Source organism: Micromonospora sp. Utrum1 (assembly GCF_057197805.1).
On record NZ_CM170071.1, the window covers coordinates 7,191,068 to 7,213,474 of the forward strand.

Consider the following 22,407-nt stretch of genomic DNA (forward strand, 5'->3'; position numbering starts at 1 on the left):
CGGCGACTCAGAGGGATCGCAGATGCACGTGATGCTTGCCTGGTTCGCCGCCGCTCCGCTGCCGGCGCCCCTGCGGGCCGCCCGCCTGGACCGGTTCGAGCGGGCCGCAGCGGAGGTGGTGCCGGAGACCTGGCGACGCCAGGAGTTCGGCGGTGACGACTGGGGCGTCCTGGTTCTGCACCCGGCCGACCCGGGCGCCTACCGGTGGTCGACGGTCGCCACCGAGGGCGCCGTAACCGCCGTCTCGCTGGGGATTCCGGTCGGGCTCGACGCGGCCGCCGGCCCGGCCGCGCTGGCCCGGCGGCTGCTCGCGGGGGAGGACATCCACCGCGAAGTGGTGCCGCCGTTCGGTCTGCTGGCGCTGGGCCGGGACCGCTTCGCCCTGCAACAGGACTGGCTCGGCATGGCGCGGGTGTTCACCGGCGCCGCCGACGGGGTGACCGCCTGGTGCACCCGCCCCGGCCTGCTCGCCACGTTCCTGCACGGCCAGGTCCGGCCGGACGTGGCCGGCTGGACCTCCTACACCCTCTGCGGGCACTTCGGCGGCGACCTCTCGCCGATCGACGGCACCCGGCTGCTGCGCCCGGGAGAGCGGGTCACCGGCCGCCGCCGGGCCGAGGGCGGCTGGCACCTCGACACCGAGCTGCGCTACGCCACCGACGACGTGGTGTGCGGCGGGTACGCCGACCAGGGACGGCCGCTGGACGAGCGGCTGGACCGGGCGGCCGACGCCCTGACCCGCGCCGCGGCCAGCCTGCATCCGCTGCACGACGCCGAGGTCACCCTCGGCCTCTCCGGCGGCAAGGACTCGCGGCTCATCGCCGCGACACTGATCGCCGCCGGCCACACGCCCCGGCTGGTCACCAACGACGACACCCGGGCCGAGGGCGAGGTGGCCCGCCGGCTGGTGCAACTCCTCGGGGAGAAGCGGGGACTGCGCCCGGACCACCGGACCGTGCCCGCCGGCGCCCCGGCCAGCGTGCTCGCCACCGGCCTGCGCGAGCGGGCCCGACGTCTCGCCCACCTGCACGATTACCAGTTCCCCTCGACCTACCTGGCCCGCCCGGTGCGCGCCCGGCTGCATGAGGCGACCCGCGCGGCGAGCCTCACCGGCGCGGCCGGCGAACTCGCGGTCGGCTACTGGTACCCGGCGGCCGACGCCGATCCCGCCCCCACCCCCGAGCAGGCGGGCCTGACCAAGCTGCTGGCCGGCGTGCCGCACGCCGCCGCGGCGCCCGAGGCGCGGGCCGCCGAACGGGACCGGGTCACCGCCGTGCTGGCCCACGCCCGCGACCTCGGCCTGCGCGGGGAGCACCTGGTCGACTACCTCTACCTGGTCGAGCGGATGCGCCGATGGTGCACCTCCGCGTACCTCACCGGGATGGTCACCCCGTTTCTGGCGCCGGGCTTCGTCGCCACCACGTTCGCCCTCAGCGTGGCCCAGAAGCGCGGCCGGCTGCTGCACACCGCGTTGATCGCCCGGCTGGTGCCCGAATGGGCGGAGGTGCCGTTCGTCAGCGCCGCCACCGGTCCGTCCACCGCCACCCGGGTCTGGGAGGGTGACGGCGTGGCCGCAGTCGCCGACCTGCTGGACACCGCGCACGGGCCACTCACCGGACTGATGCGCCGCCCGGTCGTGGAGCAGACACTGCGCAAGGCGGTCCGGGGCGGCCGGCCCGACCCCCGGGTCCTCCAGCAGTTCACCGCGCTGGCGGTGGCCTCGGAGCGGCTCGAACCCGGCACCACCCGCCCGTCGACCGGCGACACCTACGCCCGGGTCACCGCGCCGCCGCGCCCGCGTACGCCGGAGAAGGGCCGGCTGGACGCGCTGCGCTGGATCCGGCGGACCCGGCTCGGCGACCGGCTCTGGGTCACCGTGCGTCGTCGCGTGCGCGGCCGCTGACCGCCGCGCTCGGCCGCATCCACGCCATGGTGAAGCAGCTCGGCACGGCCGCCACCGTCGCCTTGCGCCGGCGGTAGGCCGACGGTGACTCACCGACGATGTCGCGGAACGTCCGGCTGAACGTGCCGAGGCTACCGAAGCCGACCAGGTGGCAGACCTCGGTGACCGGGTGGTCGGTCTGCACCAGCAGGTACATGGCCCGCTCGACGCGCCGCCGTTGCAGGTAGCGGTGCGGGGTCTCGCCGAAGGTGGCCCGGAAGGTGCGGATGAAGTGCGCCGCCGAGACGTGCGCGATCCGGGCCAGCGCCGGCACGTCGAGCGGCTCCGCGTACGCCCGGTCCATGGCGTCCCGGGCGCGCAGCATCGCCCGGTTCGACTCCTCGACGGCCCGGCTCACCCCACCACCAGGTCGAGTTCGCGGAGCTGGTCGGGGTCGGCCACCACCTCGATGGCGATGATCCGGTCGGTGACCGTGAAGCTGAGCGCGAGGCGGGTCCGGCCGTCCACGACGACCACCGCGCCGGGCATCCCGTCCACGAACGCGGGGACGGCGCCCTGGGCCCGGCCGTTGAAGAAGCCGGCCACCACCGAGGAGCCGCGCGACTCCGCGGTCCCGCCCAGCCGCACCGCGGCGGCGTCGCTGCGGACCACCACGTACGGGTCGAGGAGGGTGACCAGGTCGTCGAAGCGGCCTTCCCGGGACGCGGCGAGGAACGCCTCGACCACCCGGCGCTGGCGAGCGGGGTCGGTGACCGGATCGGCCGACCGGGTCTGCACCCGGCGCCGTGCCCGGCTGGCGATCTGTCGTACCGCCGGGGCGGTGCGGTCCACCACCGGCGCGATCTCCTCGAAGGAGACGGCGAACATGTCGTGCAGCACGAACACCAGCCGCTCGGTGGGGCCGAGGGTGGTCAGCACCACCTCGAGCGCCTGGCCGACCGACTCGGCGAGCAGCGCCTCCTGCTCCGGGTCCCGCCCGCCGACCGCCTCCCCCGCCGGCCCGTCCCCCGACTCGTCGGTGGCCTCCTCGTGCCGGGCGCTGGCGGAGCGCAGCCGGTCCAGGCACACCCGGCCGACCGTGGTGGTCAGCCACCCGGGCAGGTTGTCGATGGCGTCGACGTCGGTGCGGCTCAGCCGGAGCCAGGTGTCCTGCACGGCGTCGTCGGCCTCGGCGGCGGAGCCGAGCATCCGGTGGGCCACGGCGCGCAGGCGGGGGCGCTGCTCCTCGAAGCTGCGGACCAACACGTCGGTGTCGCTCACGGCCTCGCCACCCCCACGGCCTCCGGTGACCGCCGTCACATGTGTCACGCCGCCGGTCCCGTTCCCGACAACCCGGTGACGGACGACGGCAGCGGCCGCGCGGCGAACGCCGGCCAGCCTAACAGGACAGGACGGACGGAAAATGGCTCTCGAGGCTCGCATCCAGAACCCGGCGGCTCTCCTCCCCGACACCGTGAAGGCGGTCAACCTGCTCTACAAGTCGGCGCACTCGGCCGGCGTGCCGGCCAGCACCCTGGAACTGGTCCACCTGCGGGCCAGCCAGATCAACGGGTGCAGCGCCTGCGTCGACTCCGGCGCGCGCGGCGCCCGGAAGAACGGCGAGACCGAGGAGCGGCTCTTCGCGGTGGCCGCCTGGCGGGAGACCCCGTACTTCACCGACGCGGAACGGGCCGCGCTCGACCTGGCCGAGCATGCGACCCGGCTCGCCGACCGGAGCGACGCGGTGCCGGACCGGGTGTGGGACGAGGCGGCCAGGCACTTCGGGGAGAAGGAACTGGCGGCTCTGGTGCTGTGGATCGCCACCACCAACTTCTTCAACCGGATGAACGCCACCACCCGGCAGCCGGCACCGCAGAACTGGGGCTGACCGACGATCGGCCCGGGGCGGGGGTGCGCGCACCTCCGCCCCGGCTGTCACCCGTTGCCGCCTGATCAGGCGAGCTGCGGCGCGCCAGCCTCGTGACGCGCTTCGAGCGAGATGTGCGCGGACAGCGCACGGAGGAAGTCGGGCGCGTCGAAGATCTCGCCGGCTGAGGCGACGCCGCTCACCCTCGTCCGACCGTCGAGAATGCGCTGGACCGCTTCGACCGCCAGCGGTGCGCTGATGGCGTAGATGTCCTGGCCGGTGGCGACGACGCGGCGCCGCGTGTCGCCGGAGCGCACGATGACGTCGACGGTGAACGTCTGCCCGGACCGGCCACGCTCGTCGACCGCTGTCGGTGCGGCCGCGTCCGGCGCCGTCAGGTCCCGGGCCGCGTCGGTGGTCATGTACGTGCGCACCTCGGGGATGGGCAGGTGGCTGGGGACGGTGACGACGTCGGCCATGGTGAACTCGCCGAGGACGGGCCGGCGGCCCATCGGAGCGGGAAAGTCCCACTCCAGGGTCGGCAGGTCGTTCTGGTCGACGTAGTACTCCAGCCGGCCACCGGTGTAGCGGACCCGCCGGCCGTCGCGCCGTTCCCGGGAGACGGTGCCGGAGGCGACGGTCCCGCCCGTGGGGTGCCAACTGCTCAGCCCGTACGCGACGTGCGCCTCGTCGGCCGCCGTCCAGTCGCCCATGGCCGTCGTGACCAGCAGGTCGCCGAGTCCGCCGAAGAAGGCCATCGCCGGGACCACCGCGACGCCCGCGGTCCGAGCGCGCTCGGTGAAGTGCGTGAACGTGTCGAGGTTGGCCTCGATCTCGGCCGCCACATCCACGTACGGGATCCCGGTGCGCAGGGCCGCCTCGATCAGCGGGGCCGCGGTCGAGGCGAAGGGGCCGGCGCAGTTGACGACCGCGGCCGCGCCCTTCAACGCCAGGTCCAGCGAGGCCGGATCGTCGACCGACGCCACCCGGAATTCGAGCCCCGGATGCGACGCCGCCAGCGCCTGGAGCCTGCCCGCGTCGCGACCGAGGAGCAGCGGGACGAACCCGCGATCGCGCAACTCCGTCACCACGAACCGCCCGGTGTGTCCGTACGCACCGAACACCGCCACCGTCTGACCCGAACCCATCTGCGGTTCCTCCTGGCCTCGAAAAGATCGATTGAGTAGATCCTCTCCGCAGCGGCCGGCCCGGGACAGTGTCTGGAACGCCATGCCCCATACAATTTCGGACATGGCCACTGTCGCGCTCGCCGCCATCGACGGCATGCTGCACTTCGAGCTCGCCGTGGCGTGCGAGGTCTTCGTCCGCGACCCCTCCGGCCTGGCCGACCCGTGGTACGACCTCGTGGTCTGCGGCCCGGGCCCGGTCCGGATCGGCAGATTCCAGCTGGAACCCGACGCCGGGTTGGACCGACTCGCCCGCGCCGACACCGTGATCATCCCGTCCGTGGAAGACATCGACGCGGACGTGCCACCCGACCTGCTCGACGCCGTCCGCGCGGCCCACGAGGCGGGCGCCCGGATGGTCTCGCTGTGCACCGGCGCGTTCGTGCTGGCCGCCGCCGGGGTGCTCGACGGGCTGCAGGCGACCACGCACTGGGCCCACACCGAGGCGCTGGCCGCCCGCTATCCCCGGGTGAAGGTCGACCCGGACGTGCTCTACGTCGACAACGGCAACGTGCTCGCCTCAGCCGGCAAAGCCGCCGCGATCGACCTGTGCCTGCACCTGATCCGCCGCGACCACGGCTCGACGGTCGCCAACGCCGTCGCCCGCCGGCTGGTCGTGCCGCCGCATCGCGCCGGCGGCCAGGCCCAGTTCGTCACCACCCCGGTGCCCGCCCGCGACGACCATCCCCTCGCCGACCTGTTCCCCTGGGCGATGGAACGGCTGGACCGTCCGCTGACGGTCGAGGACCTGGCCCGCCAGGCGAACATGAGCTCGCGCAACCTGGCCCGCCACTTCAAGTCGGTCACCGGCGCCACCCCGCTGCAGTGGCTGTCGACGCAGCGGATCCGCCGGGCCCAGGAATTGCTGGAGAACACCGACAACGGCATCGACGCCATCGCGCAGGCGGCCGGCATGGGCACCGCCACGACGCTGCGCCGGCACTTCAACCGCACCGTCGGGGTGCCCCCGGACGCCTACCGCCGCACCTTCCGCAGCGCCGGGCCGTCATCCGGATCGTAAGCACCACCCGGTCGCCGGAACGCCTGGTGGAGTTGGAGCCCCCGGCCGGGATCGAACCGGCGACATCTCGCTTACAAGAACTGCGCGCCTCGTCCGCGTGAGTCCGTGGTCGTCGGCGGCCTCGGCCAACTGTCCGTGAGCGGCCTGCCCTGGCCGCCTTCGTCTCGGTCCGGTGCTGTCGCCGCTGCTGTCAGCAGCTACTCACGTCGGTCAGCGAGCTGGTGTCCCAAGCATGAGGGTGAGGTCTTCTTCGGCCGCCAGCACAGCGCCGTCGAACTCCACCTGTGCGGCGGCCACTGCGGCTGCCCGGTCATTGCCTGGCCAAAAATGGGTGAGCATCAATCGGCGGGCGCCCGCCCGACGAGCCCAGAGACCGGCCTCGGTGGAGGTCAGTAGATTGCGTGTGGGGCGGCTGGTCTCGCCGTCGCGGTCGGTCGCCTCGACGATGAACAGGTCGGCGTCACGACCCAGTTCGGCCAGCGCGGGGGCCGGGCCGGTGTCCCCGGAGTAGGCCAAGGCAACCCCGTCGGCCTGTATACGGATGCCTGCGTTGGGCACGTAGTGCGGGAGTGACAGTCCGGTGAGGTCGAACGGCCCGACCCGGTAGCTGCCGGGCAGCAGGTGCATGTCGAAGACTGCATGTAGGTCGACGTCGGGCTCCAGGCCGCTGATCCGGTCGAGCACCCCTGGCGGGCAGTACAACGGCAGCCGTGGCCCCCCAGGCTCACCATAGAACCGCATCCGGAACAGCCCGTGCAGGTCAATGCAGTGGTCAGGATGCTCATGAGTGATGACGACAGCGTCCACTGCACCATCCGGCCAGTGCCTGAGCATCCGCGGCAGCGTGGCGTAGCCCAGGTCAAGCACCAAGCGGAAGCCGTCCCAGTCCACCGCGAAACCGCTACAGGCACGGCCCGGCTCGGGAAAGGCACCCGAACTGCCAAGCACGGTCACCTGTCGCATCCGCACAGAGTGCCAGACCGCCAGATATCTATCCGGACTGGGCTTTCGAGCGGGAGCGGGTGACGCGAATCGAACCCGCACTGTCAGCTTGGGAATCGGGTTGACGGCTGTTGTCGCGCGTCTCGCTGACTTCCTGCTGACTGACGACCGTCAGCCCCGCGGCCCTCACCTCGAGCCGGCGAGCGGTGCTGGGCTCAGCCCGACGGGCACCCTCGTCCAGCCCCCTCGCCTCGCCCGGTACCATCGCGAGCTTGTTCTCACTGCGGGGAGCCCATGAGATCCGCGTGCGGCCGCCCCGGCAGTTCCCATGCGGAGAGTAGGTTTCGTCAATGGCATGCCGTATCGGTGAGCTCGTGCTCAAGTGCCGCGACCCCGAGGCGCTGGCGCGGTTCTGGTGCGAGGTCCTGGACTTCGTAGAGCTCGATCGCGAAGAGGAGGTCTACATCGAGATAGGCCCGCGCGAGGGGTTCGGCGGCCCGCAGCCGACGATCTTCCTCATCCGCAACGACGAGCCGAAGAACGGGCATGCCCGGCTGCACATCGACGTCAACCCCACCGACCGCGATCAGGACGCCGAGCTCGAACGCCTCCTGGCCGCCGGGGCCAAACTCGTCGACATCGGTCAGCCCGCGGATGCGTCCTGGCACGTCCTCGCCGATCCAGAAGGCAACGAGTTCTGCCTGCTCAAGCGCCGCCTCGACCCACTCTGACGACCCTCGCCCAAACGATCGACGCAGCCGCCACCCCGCAGCCGCCGACAAGATCTGGCGACCCCCATCAATAGCTGGGGGGCCGGGTGGACGCTCGACCCGCCCCGTGTCGCATGCGTGTTGGTGAGGCATTGACCCAGCCAGCGGAACCTCGCCATCCCGTCGCCGTCGACCCGCCCTTGTAGGAGCGGGCCGCCGCCGGGGCCGCCACGTCAAGACGGCCTTGACACACGGACGGACGTGGTGGCCCCGGCTGTGGTCTGCTCGGCCCGCCCCGGGTCTTCGGCGGTGGGATGGCGCTACCGCAACCACCCACGGACCGCGACCCGCCGACGGAGCCCCGGACATCCCGCAGCCGGAGCGCCCCCGCCGGAGGCGCTCTAGCCGCAACCCCGCGACCGCCGTCAGCTCGCCGACGCGGCCGGCGTCCGCACTCCTACGCCGCGCGGGCTCGTGGCCGCGCGGCCCGGCCGGCTGCCGGCCCACTACCACCCGGTCAATCCTCTGTCGTTCCGCGGCGGCCCACCGGGCTCTCCGCTGTCCGCGCCAGCCGCCGGGCATCAGGCGTGACGGCCGCAGAGCGACAGCGGCAGCGGCCGGCGCGCGCCCAGGCGGCGGCGCGTGCGGCCCACTAAGGGCCGCCTTGAAGACATACAGAACTTTGAACAAGTCGCCGGCAGCTGGCCGGTCGTACTCCGCTTGATGCGTTACACGGTGCCTTCAGTTTGATGGGTTACAGGGGCCCTGAGCATGCCGGATGCGGACCGTGACGCCGGCTGTCCACGACGGCTGGTGCGCCAGTCATCCACCTCTGTCGATGTCGGAGGGCTGACGCCACCTGATGTGCCAGGCGGACTTCATCGAAGAGATGCGCAACCAGGGGTTGGCGCTTGGCCGGCTTCGGGGGCGAGCCAGGGCTTTCCTGGATATGTCCGGCGCTCCGACTCCGGCAGGCTCGATCTCGACGAACTGATCACTTGGGGGGTCGAAATGAAGCGAGTACATCGGGCGCTAGTGACTGCGACGACAGCCCTGGCGATGACGGGAGGGCTGGCCGCTGCCGCTGCCACATCTGCCGCCGCCGCGCCGGAGAAACCGGATCGCGTCGGACTACAGAGCCGGCTGGACGACGTCGTCGCCGCCGGCGCGGTCGGTGCGCTCGCGGAGGTACGTGGCGAGCATGGCGTGTGGCGGGGCACCAGCGGTGTCGTCGAACAGGGCACGACGCGGGCGGTCCCGGCCAACGGCCGGTTCCGGGCGGGCAGCATCACGAAGACGTTCGTCGCCACCGTCGCCCTGCAGCTCGTCGACGAGGGTCGGCTCGGCTTGGACGACACCGTTGAAGCGTGGCTGCCCGGAGTCGTCCCGGACGGTGACGGCATCACCATGCGCCAACTGCTCAATCACACCAGCGGGTTGTACGACTACGTGCGTACGCTGCCGATGCCGCCCGGGCCGGAGTTCCTGGACAACCGGTCGCGGACCTGGACCGCGGCCGAGTTCGTTGCCCGCGCGGTGGCAACCCCCCGAACTTCGAACCAGGTTCGGACTACGGGTACTCGAACACCGGCTACACCCTGATCGGCCAGATCATCGAGAAGGTGACCGGCCGGTCGTACGGCGAGGAGATCGAGCGCCGAATCATCGGACCGTTGGGGTTGGACGGCACCGTGATGCCGGGAACGTCGACGCAGATTGCCGGGCCGCATCCGCACGGCTACGTACCGACGCTGCAGGACGGGGAGATGAGCCTCGTCGACTTCACGGAGATGAACCCGTCGTTGTTCGGCGCGGGTGGCGAGATGATCTCCACGACGGGGGACCTCAACCGGTTCTTCGCCGCGCTGCTCGGTGGGCGCCTGCTGCCGGGTCACCTGCTCGACGAGATGAAGGCAGAGGGTTTCGATGGCGCGAGCTACGGGCTCGGGCTGCGCTGGCGGGACACCTCGTGCGGGGTCCGTCTGTACGGCAACGACGGCGACGCCGTGGCGTACCAGTCCTGGTCCTTCTCCACCGAGGACCAGCGCCGCCAAGTCACGGTCGCACTCACGCCCAACTTCCGCGGTGACGCCGACCACGCCGTCGACGCGCTCCTAGACAAGGCCGTCTGCGGCTGACCAGTCGCCATCCCAGCGAGACGGCTTCCCCCGGGTCGATGAGTCGGCGTCCCAGCGCTGCCCGACGACCCGGGGGGACCGGGCGTACCCGAGCCAGACGTTCGGCGAGCACCCGCTTGCTGATGCGGTTGGACCGCACCAAGCCGCCCAGGGCACCAGACCGAGAGCCGTCGGTCGCTGATAGCACCGCCCTCTCATGCCGCTGACGCGCGTCTTGACCGGCATCGAGAATCGCATGCCCCAGCCTCATCGCCCTCTACAACCGCCTGCTGCAGCTCGACTCCTCGCCGATCGTGCGGCTCAACCGGGCGGTCGCGGTCGCCGAAGTCGACGGCCCCGGGGTCGGACTCGCCGAGATCCAGCGGCGAGTCGCGGGCGGCGTACGACCGAGCCATCGGTTTCGCCGGCAACCCTGCGGAGCGGGCCTACCTCACCCGCCGCCGTGACCAGATCGTTGGCTGACCGACACGCGGAGCCAGTCTGTTCCAGCACCGATCGCGGCAGATCCGGATATCGAATCGCGGGCGATGGCCGTGGCATCAAGCGACGCAGAACTCATTTCCCTCGGGGTCCTGCATGACGACGTGGCCAAGCACGTCGCCGTACCACTCCTCGCGGATCACCGTCGCGCCGGCGGCGACCAACTCGGGGACTTTCTGCCGGATCAGTCGGGCGCGCTCGACCATGTCCCAGGGGCCTGGACCGGCCACCCGAACATCGATATGCATGCGGTTCTTGCTGGACTTGCCCTCGGGCACCTTCAGGAAACCAATGGCGGGGCCCCGGCCATCCGGGTCGACGATCGACGCGTTATCGGGCTCGTCGAAGCCAGATTCCTTGACATAGCCGAGGGCCAGCGCCCAGAAGGCAGCGATCTGCTGCGGATGGTCGGCATCGCATCCCAAGGTCCAAAAAGTCGCCATGACGCCAACGTACGGGGACCGCGACCCGCTGTCATCGGCAGATCTGCGCGTCCGGAGACTCCCGATTTGCTCTAGATTCGTCGCGCTGTCGCGCATCAGGTGGGGGGAATGTGCCGCACGTCAGTTGTCCGATCACACGCCGGCAGCCGGCCGCATCGTATGCATGGCTGCTCTCCGACGGCCGGCTCTGGCGAGTGCGAGGCCACCGTCTGCCCGGTGTCCGCCTGCACGACCGGCACACGGTCGTGTCGCTGCTGATGGAGTTGGGCGTCCCGCCGCACGTCGTCCAGGCCATCACCCGGCACGCGGACGTGAAGATCACGCTCAAGGTCTACGCTCACGCGAACCTTGACGCGATGCGTCAGGCGCTCGGCAAGCTCGACGGGCGGCTGTCATGAACCGCGTTGCTGTCAGCGTTGCTTTTCATCCCGGCCGTCTCACGACGGCTACCGCCGCGAAACGCCTGTTGCAAATGGAGCCCCCGGCCGGGATCGAACCGGCGACATCTCGCTTACAAGGCGAGTGCTCTGGCCAGCTGAGCTACAGGGGCGTGTGGTCCGGGGTCAGCATAGCGACTGAGGCCCGAAAATCCCGTTCAGCAGGGCTCCCGAGCACGGAAAACGCCAATTTCCTGACCTCGACACCAACGGATCCACGCCGGTATGCGGTTGAGGCGGCGGAGATTGATGCCTCACCGTGCCCGCCTGACCGTTATGCGTATGCCTTCCGTCCCACCGTCCGCCCCTCGTCTTGGCAGGCTCGCGAAACCCGTTTACGGTGCAGTGACACGGACGACACTCCGGTTGGCCTCGGCTGCCCGGTCGACCGCCCGTCTGGCCGGCACCTCGGGTGCCGGTCGCTCCTTCCACTCGGATCGTCCGGCACGTTCCTGCCGGTGAAAGGAAGCGCTCCACCATGGCTACGGTCACGTACGCGAAGGCGTCCCGGATCTACCCGGGCACCGAACGCCCCGCGGTCAACCAGCTCGACCTCCAGATCGGCGACGGGGAGTTCCTCGTCCTGGTCGGCCCGTCGGGTTGCGGCAAGTCCACCAGTCTCCGGATGCTCGCCGGCCTGGAGGACGTCGACGACGGCGCGATCTACATCGACGACCGGGACGTCACGCACCTCCCGCCGAAGGCCCGCGACATCGCGATGGTCTTCCAGAACTACGCCCTCTACCCGCACATGACGGTGTACGAGAACATGGCGTTCGCCCTCAAGCTGCGCAAGACCTCGAAGTCGGAGATCGACCGGCGGGTCAAGGAGGCGGCCGGGCTGCTCCAGCTGGAGGAGTTCCTCAGCCGCAAGCCGAAGGCGCTCTCCGGCGGTCAGCGCCAGCGCGTCGCCATGGGCCGCGCGATCGTCCGCGAGCCGCAGGTCTTCCTCATGGACGAGCCGCTGTCGAACCTCGACGCCAAGCTCCGGGTGCAGACCCGTACGCAGATCGCGTCGCTCCAGGCCAAGCTCGGCGTCACCACGGTCTACGTCACCCACGACCAGGTCGAGGCCATGACCATGGGTCACCGGGTCGCGGTCATGCTCGACGGTGTCCTCCAGCAGGTGGACACCCCGCGGGCGCTGTACGACACCCCGTCCAACGTCTTCGTCGCGGGCTTCATGGGCTCCCCGGCCATGAACATCAAGACCGTGCCGCTGACCGAGCACGGCGCCGCGTTCGCCGAGCTGAACGTGCCGCTGACCCGCGAGCAGGTCGAGGCGGCCCGCGCCGAGGGCGGCGACGGCAAGGTGACCGTCGGCTTCCGGCCGGAGGACTGCGACCTGGTCAGCCCGACCGAGGGCGGCATGCCGGTCGTGGTCGAGCTGGTCGAGGACCTGGGCTCCGACGCCAACGTCTACGGCCACGCCGCACTCGAGGGCCACAACGAGCGGTTCGTGGTCCGCACCGACCGGCGCACGATGCCGAACATGGGCGACACCGTGTTCGTCAAGCCGCGCACCGGCCGCAGCCACGTCTTCCACGCCGCCACCGGCAACCGGATCTGACGTACGCGAAGAAAGGGGCGGCCCGCCACGGCGGACCGCCCCTTTTCGTGCCTGCGTTACGCCTCGGCGGAGCGGCGGCGGGCGACCTCGGCGAGGGTGACCGCCGCGGCGACGCTGGCGTTCAGCGACTCGACGTCGGAGACCATCGGGATGCTGACGGTCAGGTCGCAGGTCTCGCCGACCAGGCGGGACAGGCCCCGCCCCTCCGAGCCGACCACCACGACCAGCGGGCCGACCGCGGCCTCCAGGTCGTAGAGGTCGGTCTGCCCGTCGGCGTCCAGGCCGATCACGATGAAGCCGGCGTCCTTGCACGCCTTCAGCGACCGGGTCAGGTTGGTGACCTGGGCGACCGGCACCCGCGCGGCCGCGCCGGCGCTGGTCCGCCAGGCGGTCGCGGTGATCCCGGCGGCCCGCCGCTCGGGTACGAAGACGCCCTGCGCGCCGAACGCGGCGGCCGATCGGATGACCGCGCCGAGGTTGCGCGGGTCGGTGACCCCGTCGAGCGCGACGAGCAGCGGGGCGGCCTGCTCCAGCGACGCGGCCATCAGGTCCTCGAACGGCTCGTAGGCGAACGGCGGCACCTGGAGGCCGACGCCCTGGTGCAGCACGCCGCCGGTCATCCGGTCCAGCTCGGCCCGGCTGATCTCGAGGATCGCGATGCCCCGGTCGGCGGCGGTGCGGATGATCTCGTTGACCCGGTCGTCGATGTCGATGCCCTGGGCGGTGTAGAGGGCGGTCGCCGGCACCTGGGTGCGCAGCGACTCCAGCACCGGGTTGCGCCCGACCAGCAGCTCCGGGCTGTCCTTGGCCGGGTTCGCCTTGCGGCCGGGCGCGACCCGCGGCCCGGACCGGCCGGCGGGCTTGCCGCCGCGGCCCTTCGCCGCGGGGACGCCCCGGCCCCCGCCGCGGCCCCAGGTGGTGTCCTTGCTGCCCGGCTGGCCGATCTTGGGGGCGCGCCCCTCCTCGGCCGCCGCGCGGCGCTCCTTGTCCTGCTTCCAGGCGGTGCGCTGGGGCAGCTTCTCGGTGCCCGAGTACGCCTTGTGCCACGGCCGCTCGTCGGCCGGAAGGGTGCGGCCCCGGCCGGCGAGGGAGTCCTTGTTCTTGCCGCCCGAGCCCTTCGGGGCAGCCGCCTTCGGCGTCAGTCGCCGGCCACGGCGCTGCGAGTTGCCGGCCATCAGTCCTGCTCTCCAATAGTCCAACGGGGGCCCTGGGGGGTGTCCTCGACGACCACGCCGGCCTGCTTGAGCTGGTCGCGTACGGCGTCCGCGGCGGCCCAGTCCTTGCGGCTGCGGGCCTGTGCGCGCTGCTCCAGGGCCAGCGCGATCAGGGAGTCCACCACGCCGCGCAGGTCGTCCACACGGCCACCGCCGGTCCAGACCGGGTCCAGGGGGTCGACCCCGAGGATATCCAGCATCGCCCGGGTGGCGGCGAGCGTCGTGCGGACGGTCACATCGTCGCCCGCGGTCAGCGCGGTGTTGCCGTCCCGGACCACCTCGTGCAGCACGGCCAGGGCGGCCGAGGTGTTGAGATCGTCGTCCATCGCCGCGACGAAGCCGGCCGGCAACTCGCCGAGCTGCCCGGCGCCGACCCGCTCGGCGGCCCGCTGCACGAAGCCCTCGATCCGCCGGTAGGCGACCGCCGCCTCGCGCAGCGCGTCCTCCGAGTAGTCGATGCGGGACCGGTAGTGGGCGGCGACGTAGTAGTAGCGCAGCTCCACCGGGCGCACCCCGAGGGACGCCACGTAGTCGAGGTCGAGGGTGTTCCCCAGCGACTTGCCCATCTTGGTGCCGCCGATGCCGAGCAGGCCGTGGTGCACCCAGTAGCGGGCGAACGGCAGGTCGGCGGCCTGCGACTGGGCGATCTCGTTCTCGTGGTGCGGGAAGGTCAGGTCGAGCCCGCCGCCGTGGATGTCGAACTCCGGCCCCAGGTAGCGCCAGCACATCGCCGAGCACTCGATGTGCCAGCCGGGGCGGCCCCGGCCCCACGGTGACGGCCAGTAGGCGTCGGCCGGCTCCTCCGGCTTGGCGCCCTTCCAGAGCGCGAAGTCGCGCGGGTCGCGCTTGCCCCGCTCCGGGGCATCCCCGGCGGACTGCATGTCCTCCGGCGACTGGCCCGACAGCGACCCGTACGCCGGCCAGGAGGTCACGTCGAAATAGACGTCGCCGGAGCCGTCGGTGGCCGGGTAGGCGTGCCCGGTCTCGATCAGCCGGGTGATCAACTCGTGCATCTCCGGGATGTGCCCGGTGGCCCGCGGCTCGTAGGTCGGCGGCAGCACGTTGAGCGCCCGGTAGGAGTCGGCCAGGATCTGCTCGTTGGCGTACGCGATCGACCAGAACGGCAGCCCGCGCTCCGTCGCCTTGACCAGGATCTTGTCGTCGATGTCGGTCAGGTTGCGGATGAAGGTGACCTCGAAACCGGAGGCGACGAGCCAGCGGCGCAGCACGTCGTAGTTGACACCGGAACGAAGGTGGCCGATGTGCGGCGGAGCCTGGAGGGTGAGACCACACAGGTAGACCCCCACCTTGCCGGCTTCCCGCGGGACGAAGTCCCGCACCGAACGGGTGGCGGTGTCATACAGGCGTAGCGTCACCGTACAAGGGTAGCCGTCCGCGCATTTCGAGGTACCCCGGAGCCGGGTCGTACGCTGCGTGCTGTGGACACGGCGGCACGGGCGGGAGAGACGGCGCAGACCCTGGACCGGGGGCTGCGCCTGCTGCACCTGGTGGCCGACGCGCCGGGCGGGTTGACCGTCACCGAGGCGGCGAACCGGCTGGGCATCGGCCGGGCGGCGGTCTACCGGCTGGTCGGCGCCCTGACCGACCACGGCATGCTGCGCCGCGACGGCGCCGGCCGGCTCCGGCTCGGCGCCGGCGTGCTGCACCTGGCCCGGCGGGCCCAGCCACTGCTCGCCGAGGGGGCGCTGCCCGCGCTGCGCCGGCTCGCCGAGCAGGCCGGGGCGACCGCCCACCTGACCGTGGTCGAGGGGGGCGAGGGGGTCGCCCTCGCGGTGGTCGAGCCGAGCTGGACCTCGTTCCACGTGGCGTACCGGACCGGATCGCGGCACCCGCTGGAGCGGGGCGCCGCCGGACGGGCCATCCTGGCCGGCCGGACGGGCGCCGCCGGCCCGGTGAGTACCAGCGGCGAGCTGCAGTCCGGCGCGTACGGGGTGGCCGCGCCGGTGCTCGGGGTGCCGGGGCTGGAGGCGAGCGTCGGAGTGGTCTCGCTGACCCCGCTCGACGTCATCGAGGTCGGCACCCAGGTGACCGCTGCGGCCCAGTCGATCGCCGCGGCCCTGTCCTGACGGAGTCCTGAATTCCGCCGCCGGCGGCGAGGTGGGCGGCCCGGTGGCCGCGGGCCGGGAGCCGTGCGCCGCTAGCACACCGGTCGGGCGCGGTGGTGGTTGTCCACAGGGCCCTGCGTCGTGGCCGGCCGCGGTTGTCCACAGGGCTGCCAGGCGGCGGGCCGGCGCCGCCAGGCTGGTCGGCATGCCCCCTCATCCCCATCGACCGTCCGAGCTCGCCTGGCAGGTCTTCCGCGGCTCGGACGTGGTCCGGCGCGGGCTGCTGACCCGGCACCAGCTCCGGGGCGCCTCCTGGGTCCGGCTCCGGCAGGACGTCTACGCCGACGCCCGCCTCGACCGCGACCACGCGCTCGCCTGCCGTGCCGCGCTGCTCCGCCTGCCGCCGGGCACTCTCCTCGCCGGGCCCTCCGCGGCTTATCTGCACGGGGTCGAGCACGCCGCCGGCTTCCGGGACGACGTGCACGTCCTGCTGCCGGCGGCGGTGCGGGCCGACGCCCAGGCCGGGGTCCGGGTGCACCAGGCCCCGTCGGCACCCGACCGCATCGGTCTCCTCGTCCCCGCCGTCTGCCCGGCGGACACCAGCATCGACCGGGGAGCCCTCGTCACGGGCTCGGCCCGCTCCTCCCCTGCCGGAACGGCATGGCCGTCGGGCCGACGAGGGCGGCCGCCGCAACGACGGCCGCTGCGCCGGGATCGGTGGGCGGCGAGCCGAGCCTGCCGAGCCGACCAGGCCGGCTGCTCCGCACCGAGCCGCCCGCCTGCGCGTGGGAGACGGCGGTCTGGTCCGACCCGGTCCGGGCGATCGGGATCCTCGACGCGTTGCTACGGGCAGGCATGGTCAGCAGGACGGAGCTGGCCGACGTCGCCGACCGGCAGGCGGGCCGACCCGGCGGCCGGCGGGCGCGCTGGGTGTTCGGCCTGGCCGACCCGGGGTCGCAGTCCCCGCCCGAGTCGCACCTGCGGGTACGCCTGGTGCTGGCCGGCCTGCCCCGGCCGGTCGCGCGGCACCCGGTGCGCGGGCCCGAGGGTCTCGTCCTGCATCCCGGCCTGGCCTGGCCGGCGTTCCGCGTCGCCGTCGAGTATGACGGCCAGTGGCACAGCGACATCGACCAACTGCACCGCGACCGGCGACGGCTCGACCAGCTCGTCGGGGCCGGCTGGGTGGTGCTGCACGTGACCGGCCGCCGTCTGCACCGGGAGTTCCCCGCCCTGGTCGGCGAGATCCGCGCGGCGCTCGTCGCCCGGGGCTGGCGTCCGTGAGAGAGATCCCGGGATCGTCGAGGGGCGCGGTGACCCTGCGCACGATTGTCATCGCATCGTGCAACTTCTATGGTTACAGCAGCTTGGCGTTCTCCTTGATAGACGGGGGCTGGAGGACTGATGGGCTTCTGTTCGCGTGTTCTGCGCCGTCAGCCGGCGCGGCCGGTATGAGATTCCGACTGCTGGGCCCGCTCGCCGTCGAGGGTCCCGATCCCCGCCCGAGGCTGGACGGCAGGCGACCACGCGCGGTCCTGGCGTTCATGCTCCTGGAGGCGAACTCGCTGCTGCGGGTGGAGCAGATCATCGACGCGGTGTGGGGCGAGTCGCCGCCCCGGACGGTCCGTACGCAGGTGCACGGCCAGATCTCCGTGGTCCGTCGGTGGCTGCACGCCCTGCCGGGCACCCGGATCGTCACTCACGACACCGGCTACGCGCTCCAGACGGATCCGTCCGACATCGACGTGGCGGTGTTCCGGCACCTCGCCCGGCGGGGGCGCGGGCTGAGCGCGACGGGGCAGCCGGTGGCGGCGGCCGAGGCGTACCGGGCGGCGCTTCGGCTCCACGCGGGTCCGCCGCTCGGTGACATCGACGCCCCGTTCGCGCGGGCGGCGGCGGCACGGCTCGCCGACGAACGGCTGGGCGTGCTCGGCGACCTGGTCAGCCTGGACCTCGCGGCGGGGCGGCACCACGAAGTGATCCCGGTCCTCTCGGCGCTGGTGGAACGGCACCCGTGGCACGAGCCGCTCTGGTGTCACCTGCTGGTGGCGCTGGACCGCGCCGGCCGTCGGGGGGAGGCGGTCGCCTGCTACCACCGGGCGCGCCGGCTGTTCCGCGAGGAACTGGGGGTCGAGCCGGGGCCGGAGCTGTCCGGGACGTACCGGTCGCTGTTGAGCGCCGACCTGCCACCCGAGCCGGTCCGCCCGCGCCCTCATACGCCGGCGGCGGTCGACGCCGACCTGAGCCTCACACTCCACCGGCTGGCCGAGGCCGAGCGGATGCTGGGCGAGATCCGGCAGCAGTTGTCCCGGCTGGGTGTCGACGTCGTGACGGCGCGGTCGGTGGCCCCGACCGCGCCGCCCACGCCGCGCCGACCGTCAGACGACGGTGCAGGTCACGAAGAGATTGCGGCTTGACCCGTCCCGCAGCAGCACGGAGAGCGTCTGACCGCCGAGGCCGCACGCCTTGCCGGGAAGGACGGTGACCTGGTACCGGCCGTTGACCACGCTGACCGCGCCGCTGGTCGCACCCGGTTGGCCGTTCCAGGACACACCGACGACCGCGTTCAGGTCGGTGACCGGGGTGCCGTTGGCGGAGAGCCCAAAGCTGAGGGTCATGCTCCCGCCGGCGACACCGTCCGGATAGGTGCTGCCGAACTTCACCTGCCCCTCGTAGAAGCCGTCGAAGGTGTACGCCGGCACGGTCGGCCGGAGGAAGTTCCCGGTCACGTGGTTGGCCAGCGCGGTGCCGGAGGACATCCCGGCGTCGGCATCGAACTGGTAGTGCACGCCGAGGTAGACCCGGCTGCGGGCATTCTCCGTGGCGGCCGCGCTGAACCCGGTGAAGCTGCGGAGCACACCCGAGGCGTGCGGGTCTTCCGTCGTCCCGACGAAGCGGAACGCGTCGGTGCTGAAGAAGCCCTTCATCGCCCCGGCCCAGGCGGCCGCGAAGGTGGCGTGCCCCGAGGTGTACGAGGGGAACGGCGGGGAGAAGTTGACCCCGTTGGTGTCCGCCGAGAGCGGCTTCCACGTGGCGTCGGGCTTCGTGTCGGCGTTGTTGTCGTCCTGCGGCTCGTGGATCGCGCTCTCCGGCCGCCACAGGTCGATGTTGGTCTGGTACTTGGTGTCCCAGGCGACGATCGCCGCGTCGCCCATGGCCAGGCCGACCAGGGCGAAGAGGCGGGCGTTGCCGGCCTGGGTGAGCTTCGCCGACTTGGCCACGATCTGGGTGTGCGCGAAGAGCTGGCCCGGTGGCTTGTAGGTGCCGTTCAGGTCGTTGGCCCAGAACCAGGCGGCCTGGGTCTGGGCGGCGGTCCGGGTGGTGCTGTTGGCCGCACCGAGGCTCCTCACCTCGTTGACCTGGTCTGCGTACGCCTTGCTGGCCAGCAGTTGGGCGTAGCTGGAGTAGCCGGCGGGCGGGCCGGGGCGGAACTGGGTGTTGGAGGTCATCGTGAACGGCCTCAGCAGACCCCAGCCGGGGTCGGCCGGCTCGCCCGAGCCGGTGCGCCGCCACTGCCCGGCCACCGTGCCGTCGGCGTAGGTGGAGGTGTCCGGTGAGCCGTCGCTGGCCCGGAAACTGATCATGGCCTGGGCGCTCGCCGAGCCCATTCGCTGGCCGTCCGGCCGCGCCGGGGAGCTGGGGATGTCCTGCTGCGCGATGGTGAGGTCGGGGGCGAAGTTGATCGACGGCCAGATGCTGCGCAGCGTGTCGTACGCCGCGTAGTCGATCGCGGTCGCCAGATCGGGCCGGACCCCGGCGGTCGGGGCGACCTTGGTCCGGTAGGGCTGCCCGATGCACCGATCAGCTCCGTCGGCGCAGAGGGCGGAGTTCGCGGCGTCGTAGACGGCGCCGTGCACCATCGCGCCGGCCCTGGCGAGCGGGCCGGGTGGGCCGCCGACCTGGCGGAAGGTGCGGATCAGGACGTCGTTCCAGTACAGGACGTGGTCGGTGGGTCCGGCGGCGTGCGCCGGGGCGGTCGGCACGACGGCGATGGCGGTACCGACGGTGAGGGCCGTGAGCGCGGTGGCGCTCCAGCGGCGAGGGGACATGTGCAACCGACGCAATGGGACTCCTCGGTGAGGGACCTCGATCGACCGCGACTGATGGCCGCGGCCCTCACCAGGCTGGGCGGGGGGACTACGCGTCCACTACGCCGTCGCTACCGGGGCTGCCTCGTCGAGCGCGGCGAGCGCCGTGGCGAGGTCGGCCAGGGTGGCCACCTGGGCGTCCGGACGGACCTCGGGCGGGCAGGGCAGGCCGTGCCGGTTCAGCCAGACGCCGCGCAGACCGGCGCGCTGCGGGCCCACCACGTCGTGGGCGAGCGAGTCGCCGACGTACGCGATCTGCGCCGCCGGCACGCCCACCGCCTCGACCACCGCGGCGTAGAACTCGGGGGCGGGCTTCTTGGGCAGGCCGTCGTCGTGCGCGTACCGCTCGAAGGCGAACTCACCGGCGAGACCGCAGCGTTCCGCGCGGCTGTTGCCGTTGGTGGCGTAGCCGAGGAGGTAACGCCTACGCAGGGCGGCCAACGCGGGTAGCGCGTCGGCGAAGGGTCGGGTGAGCGCGAACCGGCGGGTGAAGAACAGCGTCGTCAGGTCGTCCAGGTGGTCGTCGAGCCCGACCCGGGCCAGCGACCGCGCCAGCGCCGCCTGCCGGATCTGCTGCGCCGGTGCGGCGCTCCGCTCCCCGAAGACCGCGTGCCAGTCCGACTCCAGGTCCGCGAGGGACAGCGCGGCCGCCGCCGGGGCCAGCCGCCGCACCTCCTCGAGTACGGCCACCAGCCCGCCGGTCACCGCCGGGCGCAGGTCGAGCAGGGTCTCGTCGGCGTCGAACACCACCACGCGCAGCACGGCGGACAGCCTCTCACGTCAGGGCCGGTTCCTCGGCCCGCGCGTCGACCGGATCCGCCCGCCCGCCGCGCAGCTCGTCCACCCGGACCAGGGCGACACCGGCCACGATGAGCGCCCCGCCGAGCAGTTGGACGGCGCTCGGCAGCTCGCCCAGCACCAGCCAGGCGATCAGCACCGCGAACATCACCTCGGTCAGCCCGACGAAGGAGGAGAGCCGCGCGCCGAGCAGCCGGGCCCCGGCGACGCCGGTCAGGTAGGCGACCACCGCGGCGATCAGCGACAGGCCGGCGATCGGCACCAGCCAGCTCATCTCGTGCCCGGCGAAGCTGACGTCGGCGGTGCCGGCACGCAGTGGCAGCGCCCCGAGCAGACCGAGCACGAGCAGCACCAGCGCGCCGACGGCCATGCCGACGCTGGCCAGGACCACCGACGGCAGCGCGGGGTCGACCCGGCCGGCGATGACGAAGTAACCGGCCAGCCCCACCCCGGCGCCGAGCCCCCAGAGGACGCCGACCGGGTCGAGGCGACCGGCGCCGGTCAGGTCCAGCACGAACACCAGCCCGCACAGGGCGGTCAGCGAACCGGCCACGGTGAGCAGCCGGGGCCGCTGGCCGTGGACCAGCCACATCCAGCCGACCACCAGCACGATGCCCAGGTACTCCAGCAGCAGCGCGACGCCGACCGGCAGGTAGCGGACCGCGTTGAAGAAGCACGCCTGGGCCAGGGCCACCCCGAGCAGCCCGAACACCACCAGGGTGCCGCCGTTACGGCGCAGCACCGGCCACCGGCCGCGCAGCGCCAGCAGGGCGGGCACGGCCAGCACCAGCGCGGCGATGCCAACCCGGGCGAGCACCACGGCCTCGGCGGACCAGTCGCCGGTGATCAGCGGTCGGGCGAAGGTGCCCGAGGTGGCGAAGGTGAGCGCGGAGAGCAGGGCCAGGCCGAGGCCGACGCCGGGCCGTTCACGCATCGACAGCTCCTCAGGTCGACCGGTCAGGAGTCAAGCAGAGTTATGCTGATGACACTAGGCCGGCGTCCCGACAGGAGTCAAGTTGCTATTTGCTCATGACACCGAGTGTGGCCTGGTCGCGGCCGCGGCGCTGGTCAACACGGCCGGCCCGGATCGGGAAGGGCTGCCCGACGTGGCCGCCCTCGACGAGTTCTTCGCCGCGTACGGGTGGACCGGGCGGCACGAGCACACCGAGGCGGAGCTGCGCGAGGTCCGCGCCCTGCGGCCCCGGCTCCGCCGGATCTGGTACGCCGACACCGACGAGGTGGTGGCCGTGGTCAACGGGCTGCTCCAGGAGTCGCACGCGCTGCCCCAGCTCGTCCGGCACGACGACCAGCCCTACCACCTGCACGCCGTGCCGCGGGACGCGCCGCTGGCCACCCGGATGGCGGTCGAGGCCGCCATGGCGCTGGCCGACCTGGTCCGCATGGACGAGCTGAGCCGGCTGCGCCTCTGCGACCACCCCGACTGCGAGAACGTGCTGGTGGACCTCTCCAAGAACCGGTCCCGCCGGTTCTGCGACGCCGGCTGCGGCAACCGGGCCGCGGTCAGCGCCTACCGGGCGCGCAAGGCCGCGTCCCACTCCTGACGCAC

The 22,407-nt window shown here is 72.4% G+C and carries 22 protein-coding genes, 1 tRNA gene and 1 pseudogene; 13 read left to right on the forward strand and 11 right to left on the reverse strand.

The annotated features are described in order from the left end of the window. The first annotated feature begins 22 nt into the window (after positions 1-22). A complete protein-coding gene (locus tag AC0OLQ_RS33920; protein WP_484529511.1) occupies positions 23-1,903 on the forward strand; it encodes a hypothetical protein in 1,881 nt (626 codons plus the stop codon). Here the strand turns inward: AC0OLQ_RS33920 and AC0OLQ_RS33925 are convergent. Together AC0OLQ_RS33925 and AC0OLQ_RS33930 are read right to left on the reverse strand one after the other, a co-directional pair. Beyond that, positions 1,872-2,300 (reverse strand): helix-turn-helix domain-containing protein, encoded by a 429-nt coding sequence (locus tag AC0OLQ_RS33925; RefSeq protein WP_484529512.1) that lies wholly within the window; start codon positions 2,298-2,300, stop codon positions 1,872-1,874. The genes AC0OLQ_RS33920 and AC0OLQ_RS33925 overlap by 32 nt on opposite strands. Then, positions 2,297-3,163 (reverse strand): sigma-70 family RNA polymerase sigma factor, encoded by an 867-nt coding sequence (locus tag AC0OLQ_RS33930; protein ID WP_484529513.1) that lies wholly within the window; start codon positions 3,161-3,163, stop codon positions 2,297-2,299. The genes AC0OLQ_RS33925 and AC0OLQ_RS33930 overlap by 4 nt, the downstream gene beginning before the upstream one ends. 142 nt (positions 3,164-3,305) lie before the next feature. Here AC0OLQ_RS33930 and AC0OLQ_RS33935 point away from each other — a divergent pair, with 142 nt between their 5' ends. Then, the gene (locus AC0OLQ_RS33935) at positions 3,306-3,770 is read left to right on the forward strand and encodes a carboxymuconolactone decarboxylase family protein (RefSeq protein ID WP_484529514.1); all 465 of its coding nucleotides are present in this window, start codon (positions 3,306-3,308) and stop codon (positions 3,768-3,770) included. Between the two features lie 65 nt (positions 3,771-3,835). On the opposite strand, the gene AC0OLQ_RS33940 is transcribed toward AC0OLQ_RS33935, so the two are convergent. Further along, positions 3,836-5,026 (reverse strand): saccharopine dehydrogenase family protein, encoded by a 1,191-nt coding sequence (locus AC0OLQ_RS33940; protein ID WP_484529515.1) that lies wholly within the window; start codon positions 5,024-5,026, stop codon positions 3,836-3,838. Between AC0OLQ_RS33940 and AC0OLQ_RS33945 the strand changes: the two genes are divergently transcribed. Then, the gene (locus AC0OLQ_RS33945) at positions 5,001-5,957 is read left to right on the forward strand and encodes a helix-turn-helix domain-containing protein (RefSeq protein ID WP_484529516.1); all 957 of its coding nucleotides are present in this window, start codon (positions 5,001-5,003) and stop codon (positions 5,955-5,957) included. The genes AC0OLQ_RS33940 and AC0OLQ_RS33945 overlap by 26 nt on opposite strands. Positions 5,958-6,167: 210 nt before the next feature. On the opposite strand, the gene AC0OLQ_RS33950 is transcribed toward AC0OLQ_RS33945, so the two are convergent. Then, positions 6,168-6,920 (reverse strand): MBL fold metallo-hydrolase, encoded by a 753-nt coding sequence (locus tag AC0OLQ_RS33950; protein WP_484529517.1) that lies wholly within the window; start codon positions 6,918-6,920, stop codon positions 6,168-6,170. 329 nt (positions 6,921-7,249) lie between these two features. Here AC0OLQ_RS33950 and AC0OLQ_RS33955 point away from each other — a divergent pair, with 329 nt between their 5' ends. From AC0OLQ_RS33955 to AC0OLQ_RS33970, 4 genes and pseudogenes are all read left to right on the forward strand, one after another. Beyond that, positions 7,250-7,630 (forward strand): VOC family protein, encoded by a 381-nt coding sequence (locus AC0OLQ_RS33955; RefSeq protein ID WP_238448202.1) that lies wholly within the window; start codon positions 7,250-7,252, stop codon positions 7,628-7,630. 750 nt (positions 7,631-8,380) lie between these two features. After that, the gene (locus tag AC0OLQ_RS33960; RefSeq protein ID WP_484529518.1) at positions 8,381-9,211 is read left to right on the forward strand and encodes a serine hydrolase domain-containing protein; all 831 of its coding nucleotides are present in this window, start codon (positions 8,381-8,383) and stop codon (positions 9,209-9,211) included. Beyond that, complete coding sequence (locus tag AC0OLQ_RS33965; RefSeq protein ID WP_484532504.1) at positions 9,211-9,747, forward strand: serine hydrolase domain-containing protein; 537 nt, start codon at positions 9,211-9,213, stop codon at positions 9,745-9,747. Before AC0OLQ_RS33960 ends, AC0OLQ_RS33965 begins: the two co-directional genes overlap by 1 nt. A gap of 245 nt (positions 9,748-9,992) precedes the next feature. Next, a pseudogene (locus AC0OLQ_RS33970) lies at positions 9,993-10,209 on the forward strand (RNA polymerase sigma factor); the annotation flags it as partial. A gap of 77 nt (positions 10,210-10,286) precedes the next feature. Here AC0OLQ_RS33970 and AC0OLQ_RS33975 read toward each other — a convergent pair. Continuing rightward, positions 10,287-10,670, reverse strand: a complete 384-nt coding sequence (locus AC0OLQ_RS33975; protein ID WP_484529519.1) for a VOC family protein — start codon at positions 10,668-10,670, stop codon at positions 10,287-10,289. A 194-nt stretch (positions 10,671-10,864) separates the two neighbouring features. Between AC0OLQ_RS33975 and AC0OLQ_RS33980 the strand changes: the two genes are divergently transcribed. Then, entirely contained in the window at positions 10,865-11,068 is a 204-nt protein-coding gene (locus AC0OLQ_RS33980) for a hypothetical protein (protein WP_484529520.1), read from the forward strand. A gap of 75 nt (positions 11,069-11,143) precedes the next feature. Here AC0OLQ_RS33980 and AC0OLQ_RS33985 read toward each other — a convergent pair. Continuing rightward, a tRNA-Thr gene (locus tag AC0OLQ_RS33985) sits at positions 11,144-11,220 on the reverse strand. Positions 11,221-11,585: 365 nt separating this feature from the next. On the opposite strand from AC0OLQ_RS33985, the gene AC0OLQ_RS33990 reads away from it, so the two are divergent. Next, positions 11,586-12,677, forward strand: a complete 1,092-nt coding sequence (locus AC0OLQ_RS33990) for an ABC transporter ATP-binding protein (RefSeq protein ID WP_357334227.1) — start codon at positions 11,586-11,588, stop codon at positions 12,675-12,677. Between the two features lie 56 nt (positions 12,678-12,733). On the opposite strand, the gene rlmB is transcribed toward AC0OLQ_RS33990, so the two are convergent. Both rlmB and cysS read right to left on the reverse strand, forming a co-directional pair. Then, positions 12,734-13,852 (reverse strand): 23S rRNA (guanosine(2251)-2'-O)-methyltransferase RlmB, encoded by a 1,119-nt coding sequence (gene rlmB / locus AC0OLQ_RS33995; protein WP_484529521.1) that lies wholly within the window; start codon positions 13,850-13,852, stop codon positions 12,734-12,736. Further along, on the reverse strand, positions 13,852-15,267 hold the full coding sequence (cysS, locus tag AC0OLQ_RS34000; protein WP_484529522.1) for a cysteine--tRNA ligase: 1,416 nt from the start codon (positions 15,265-15,267) through the stop codon (positions 13,852-13,854). Before cysS ends, rlmB begins: the two co-directional genes overlap by 1 nt. Positions 15,268-15,330: 63 nt before the next feature. Here cysS and AC0OLQ_RS34005 point away from each other — a divergent pair, with 63 nt between their 5' ends. The 3 genes from AC0OLQ_RS34005 to AC0OLQ_RS34015 all read left to right on the forward strand — a co-directional run bounded on the left by AC0OLQ_RS34005 (position 15,331) and on the right by AC0OLQ_RS34015 (position 18,371). Next, positions 15,331-15,978: an IclR family transcriptional regulator gene (locus AC0OLQ_RS34005; protein ID WP_484529523.1), complete on the forward strand. Its 648-nt coding sequence runs from the start codon at positions 15,331-15,333 to the stop codon at positions 15,976-15,978. A 696-nt stretch (positions 15,979-16,674) separates the two neighbouring features. Beyond that, positions 16,675-17,238, forward strand: a complete 564-nt coding sequence (locus AC0OLQ_RS34010; RefSeq protein ID WP_484529524.1) for an endonuclease domain-containing protein — start codon at positions 16,675-16,677, stop codon at positions 17,236-17,238. Between the two features lie 167 nt (positions 17,239-17,405). After that, a complete protein-coding gene (locus AC0OLQ_RS34015; RefSeq protein ID WP_484529525.1) occupies positions 17,406-18,371 on the forward strand; it encodes an AfsR/SARP family transcriptional regulator in 966 nt (321 codons plus the stop codon). Here AC0OLQ_RS34015 and AC0OLQ_RS34020 read toward each other — a convergent pair. The 3 genes from AC0OLQ_RS34020 to AC0OLQ_RS34030 form a co-directional block, all read right to left on the reverse strand. Further along, positions 18,333-20,018, reverse strand: coding sequence for a vanadium-dependent haloperoxidase (locus AC0OLQ_RS34020; protein ID WP_484529526.1), 1,686 nt, complete (start codon positions 20,016-20,018; stop codon positions 18,333-18,335). The two genes, AC0OLQ_RS34015 and AC0OLQ_RS34020, sit on opposite strands and share 39 nt — an antisense overlap. 84 nt (positions 20,019-20,102) lie before the next feature. Further along, positions 20,103-20,804 (reverse strand): HAD family hydrolase, encoded by a 702-nt coding sequence (locus tag AC0OLQ_RS34025; protein ID WP_484529527.1) that lies wholly within the window; start codon positions 20,802-20,804, stop codon positions 20,103-20,105. Between the two features lie 13 nt (positions 20,805-20,817). Further along, positions 20,818-21,774 (reverse strand): EamA family transporter, encoded by a 957-nt coding sequence (locus tag AC0OLQ_RS34030; protein ID WP_484529528.1) that lies wholly within the window; start codon positions 21,772-21,774, stop codon positions 20,818-20,820. Between the two features lie 82 nt (positions 21,775-21,856). Between AC0OLQ_RS34030 and AC0OLQ_RS34035 the strand changes: the two genes are divergently transcribed. After that, entirely contained in the window at positions 21,857-22,402 is a 546-nt protein-coding gene (locus AC0OLQ_RS34035) for a CGNR zinc finger domain-containing protein (RefSeq protein WP_484529529.1), read from the forward strand. Positions 22,403-22,407 lie beyond the last annotated feature (5 nt).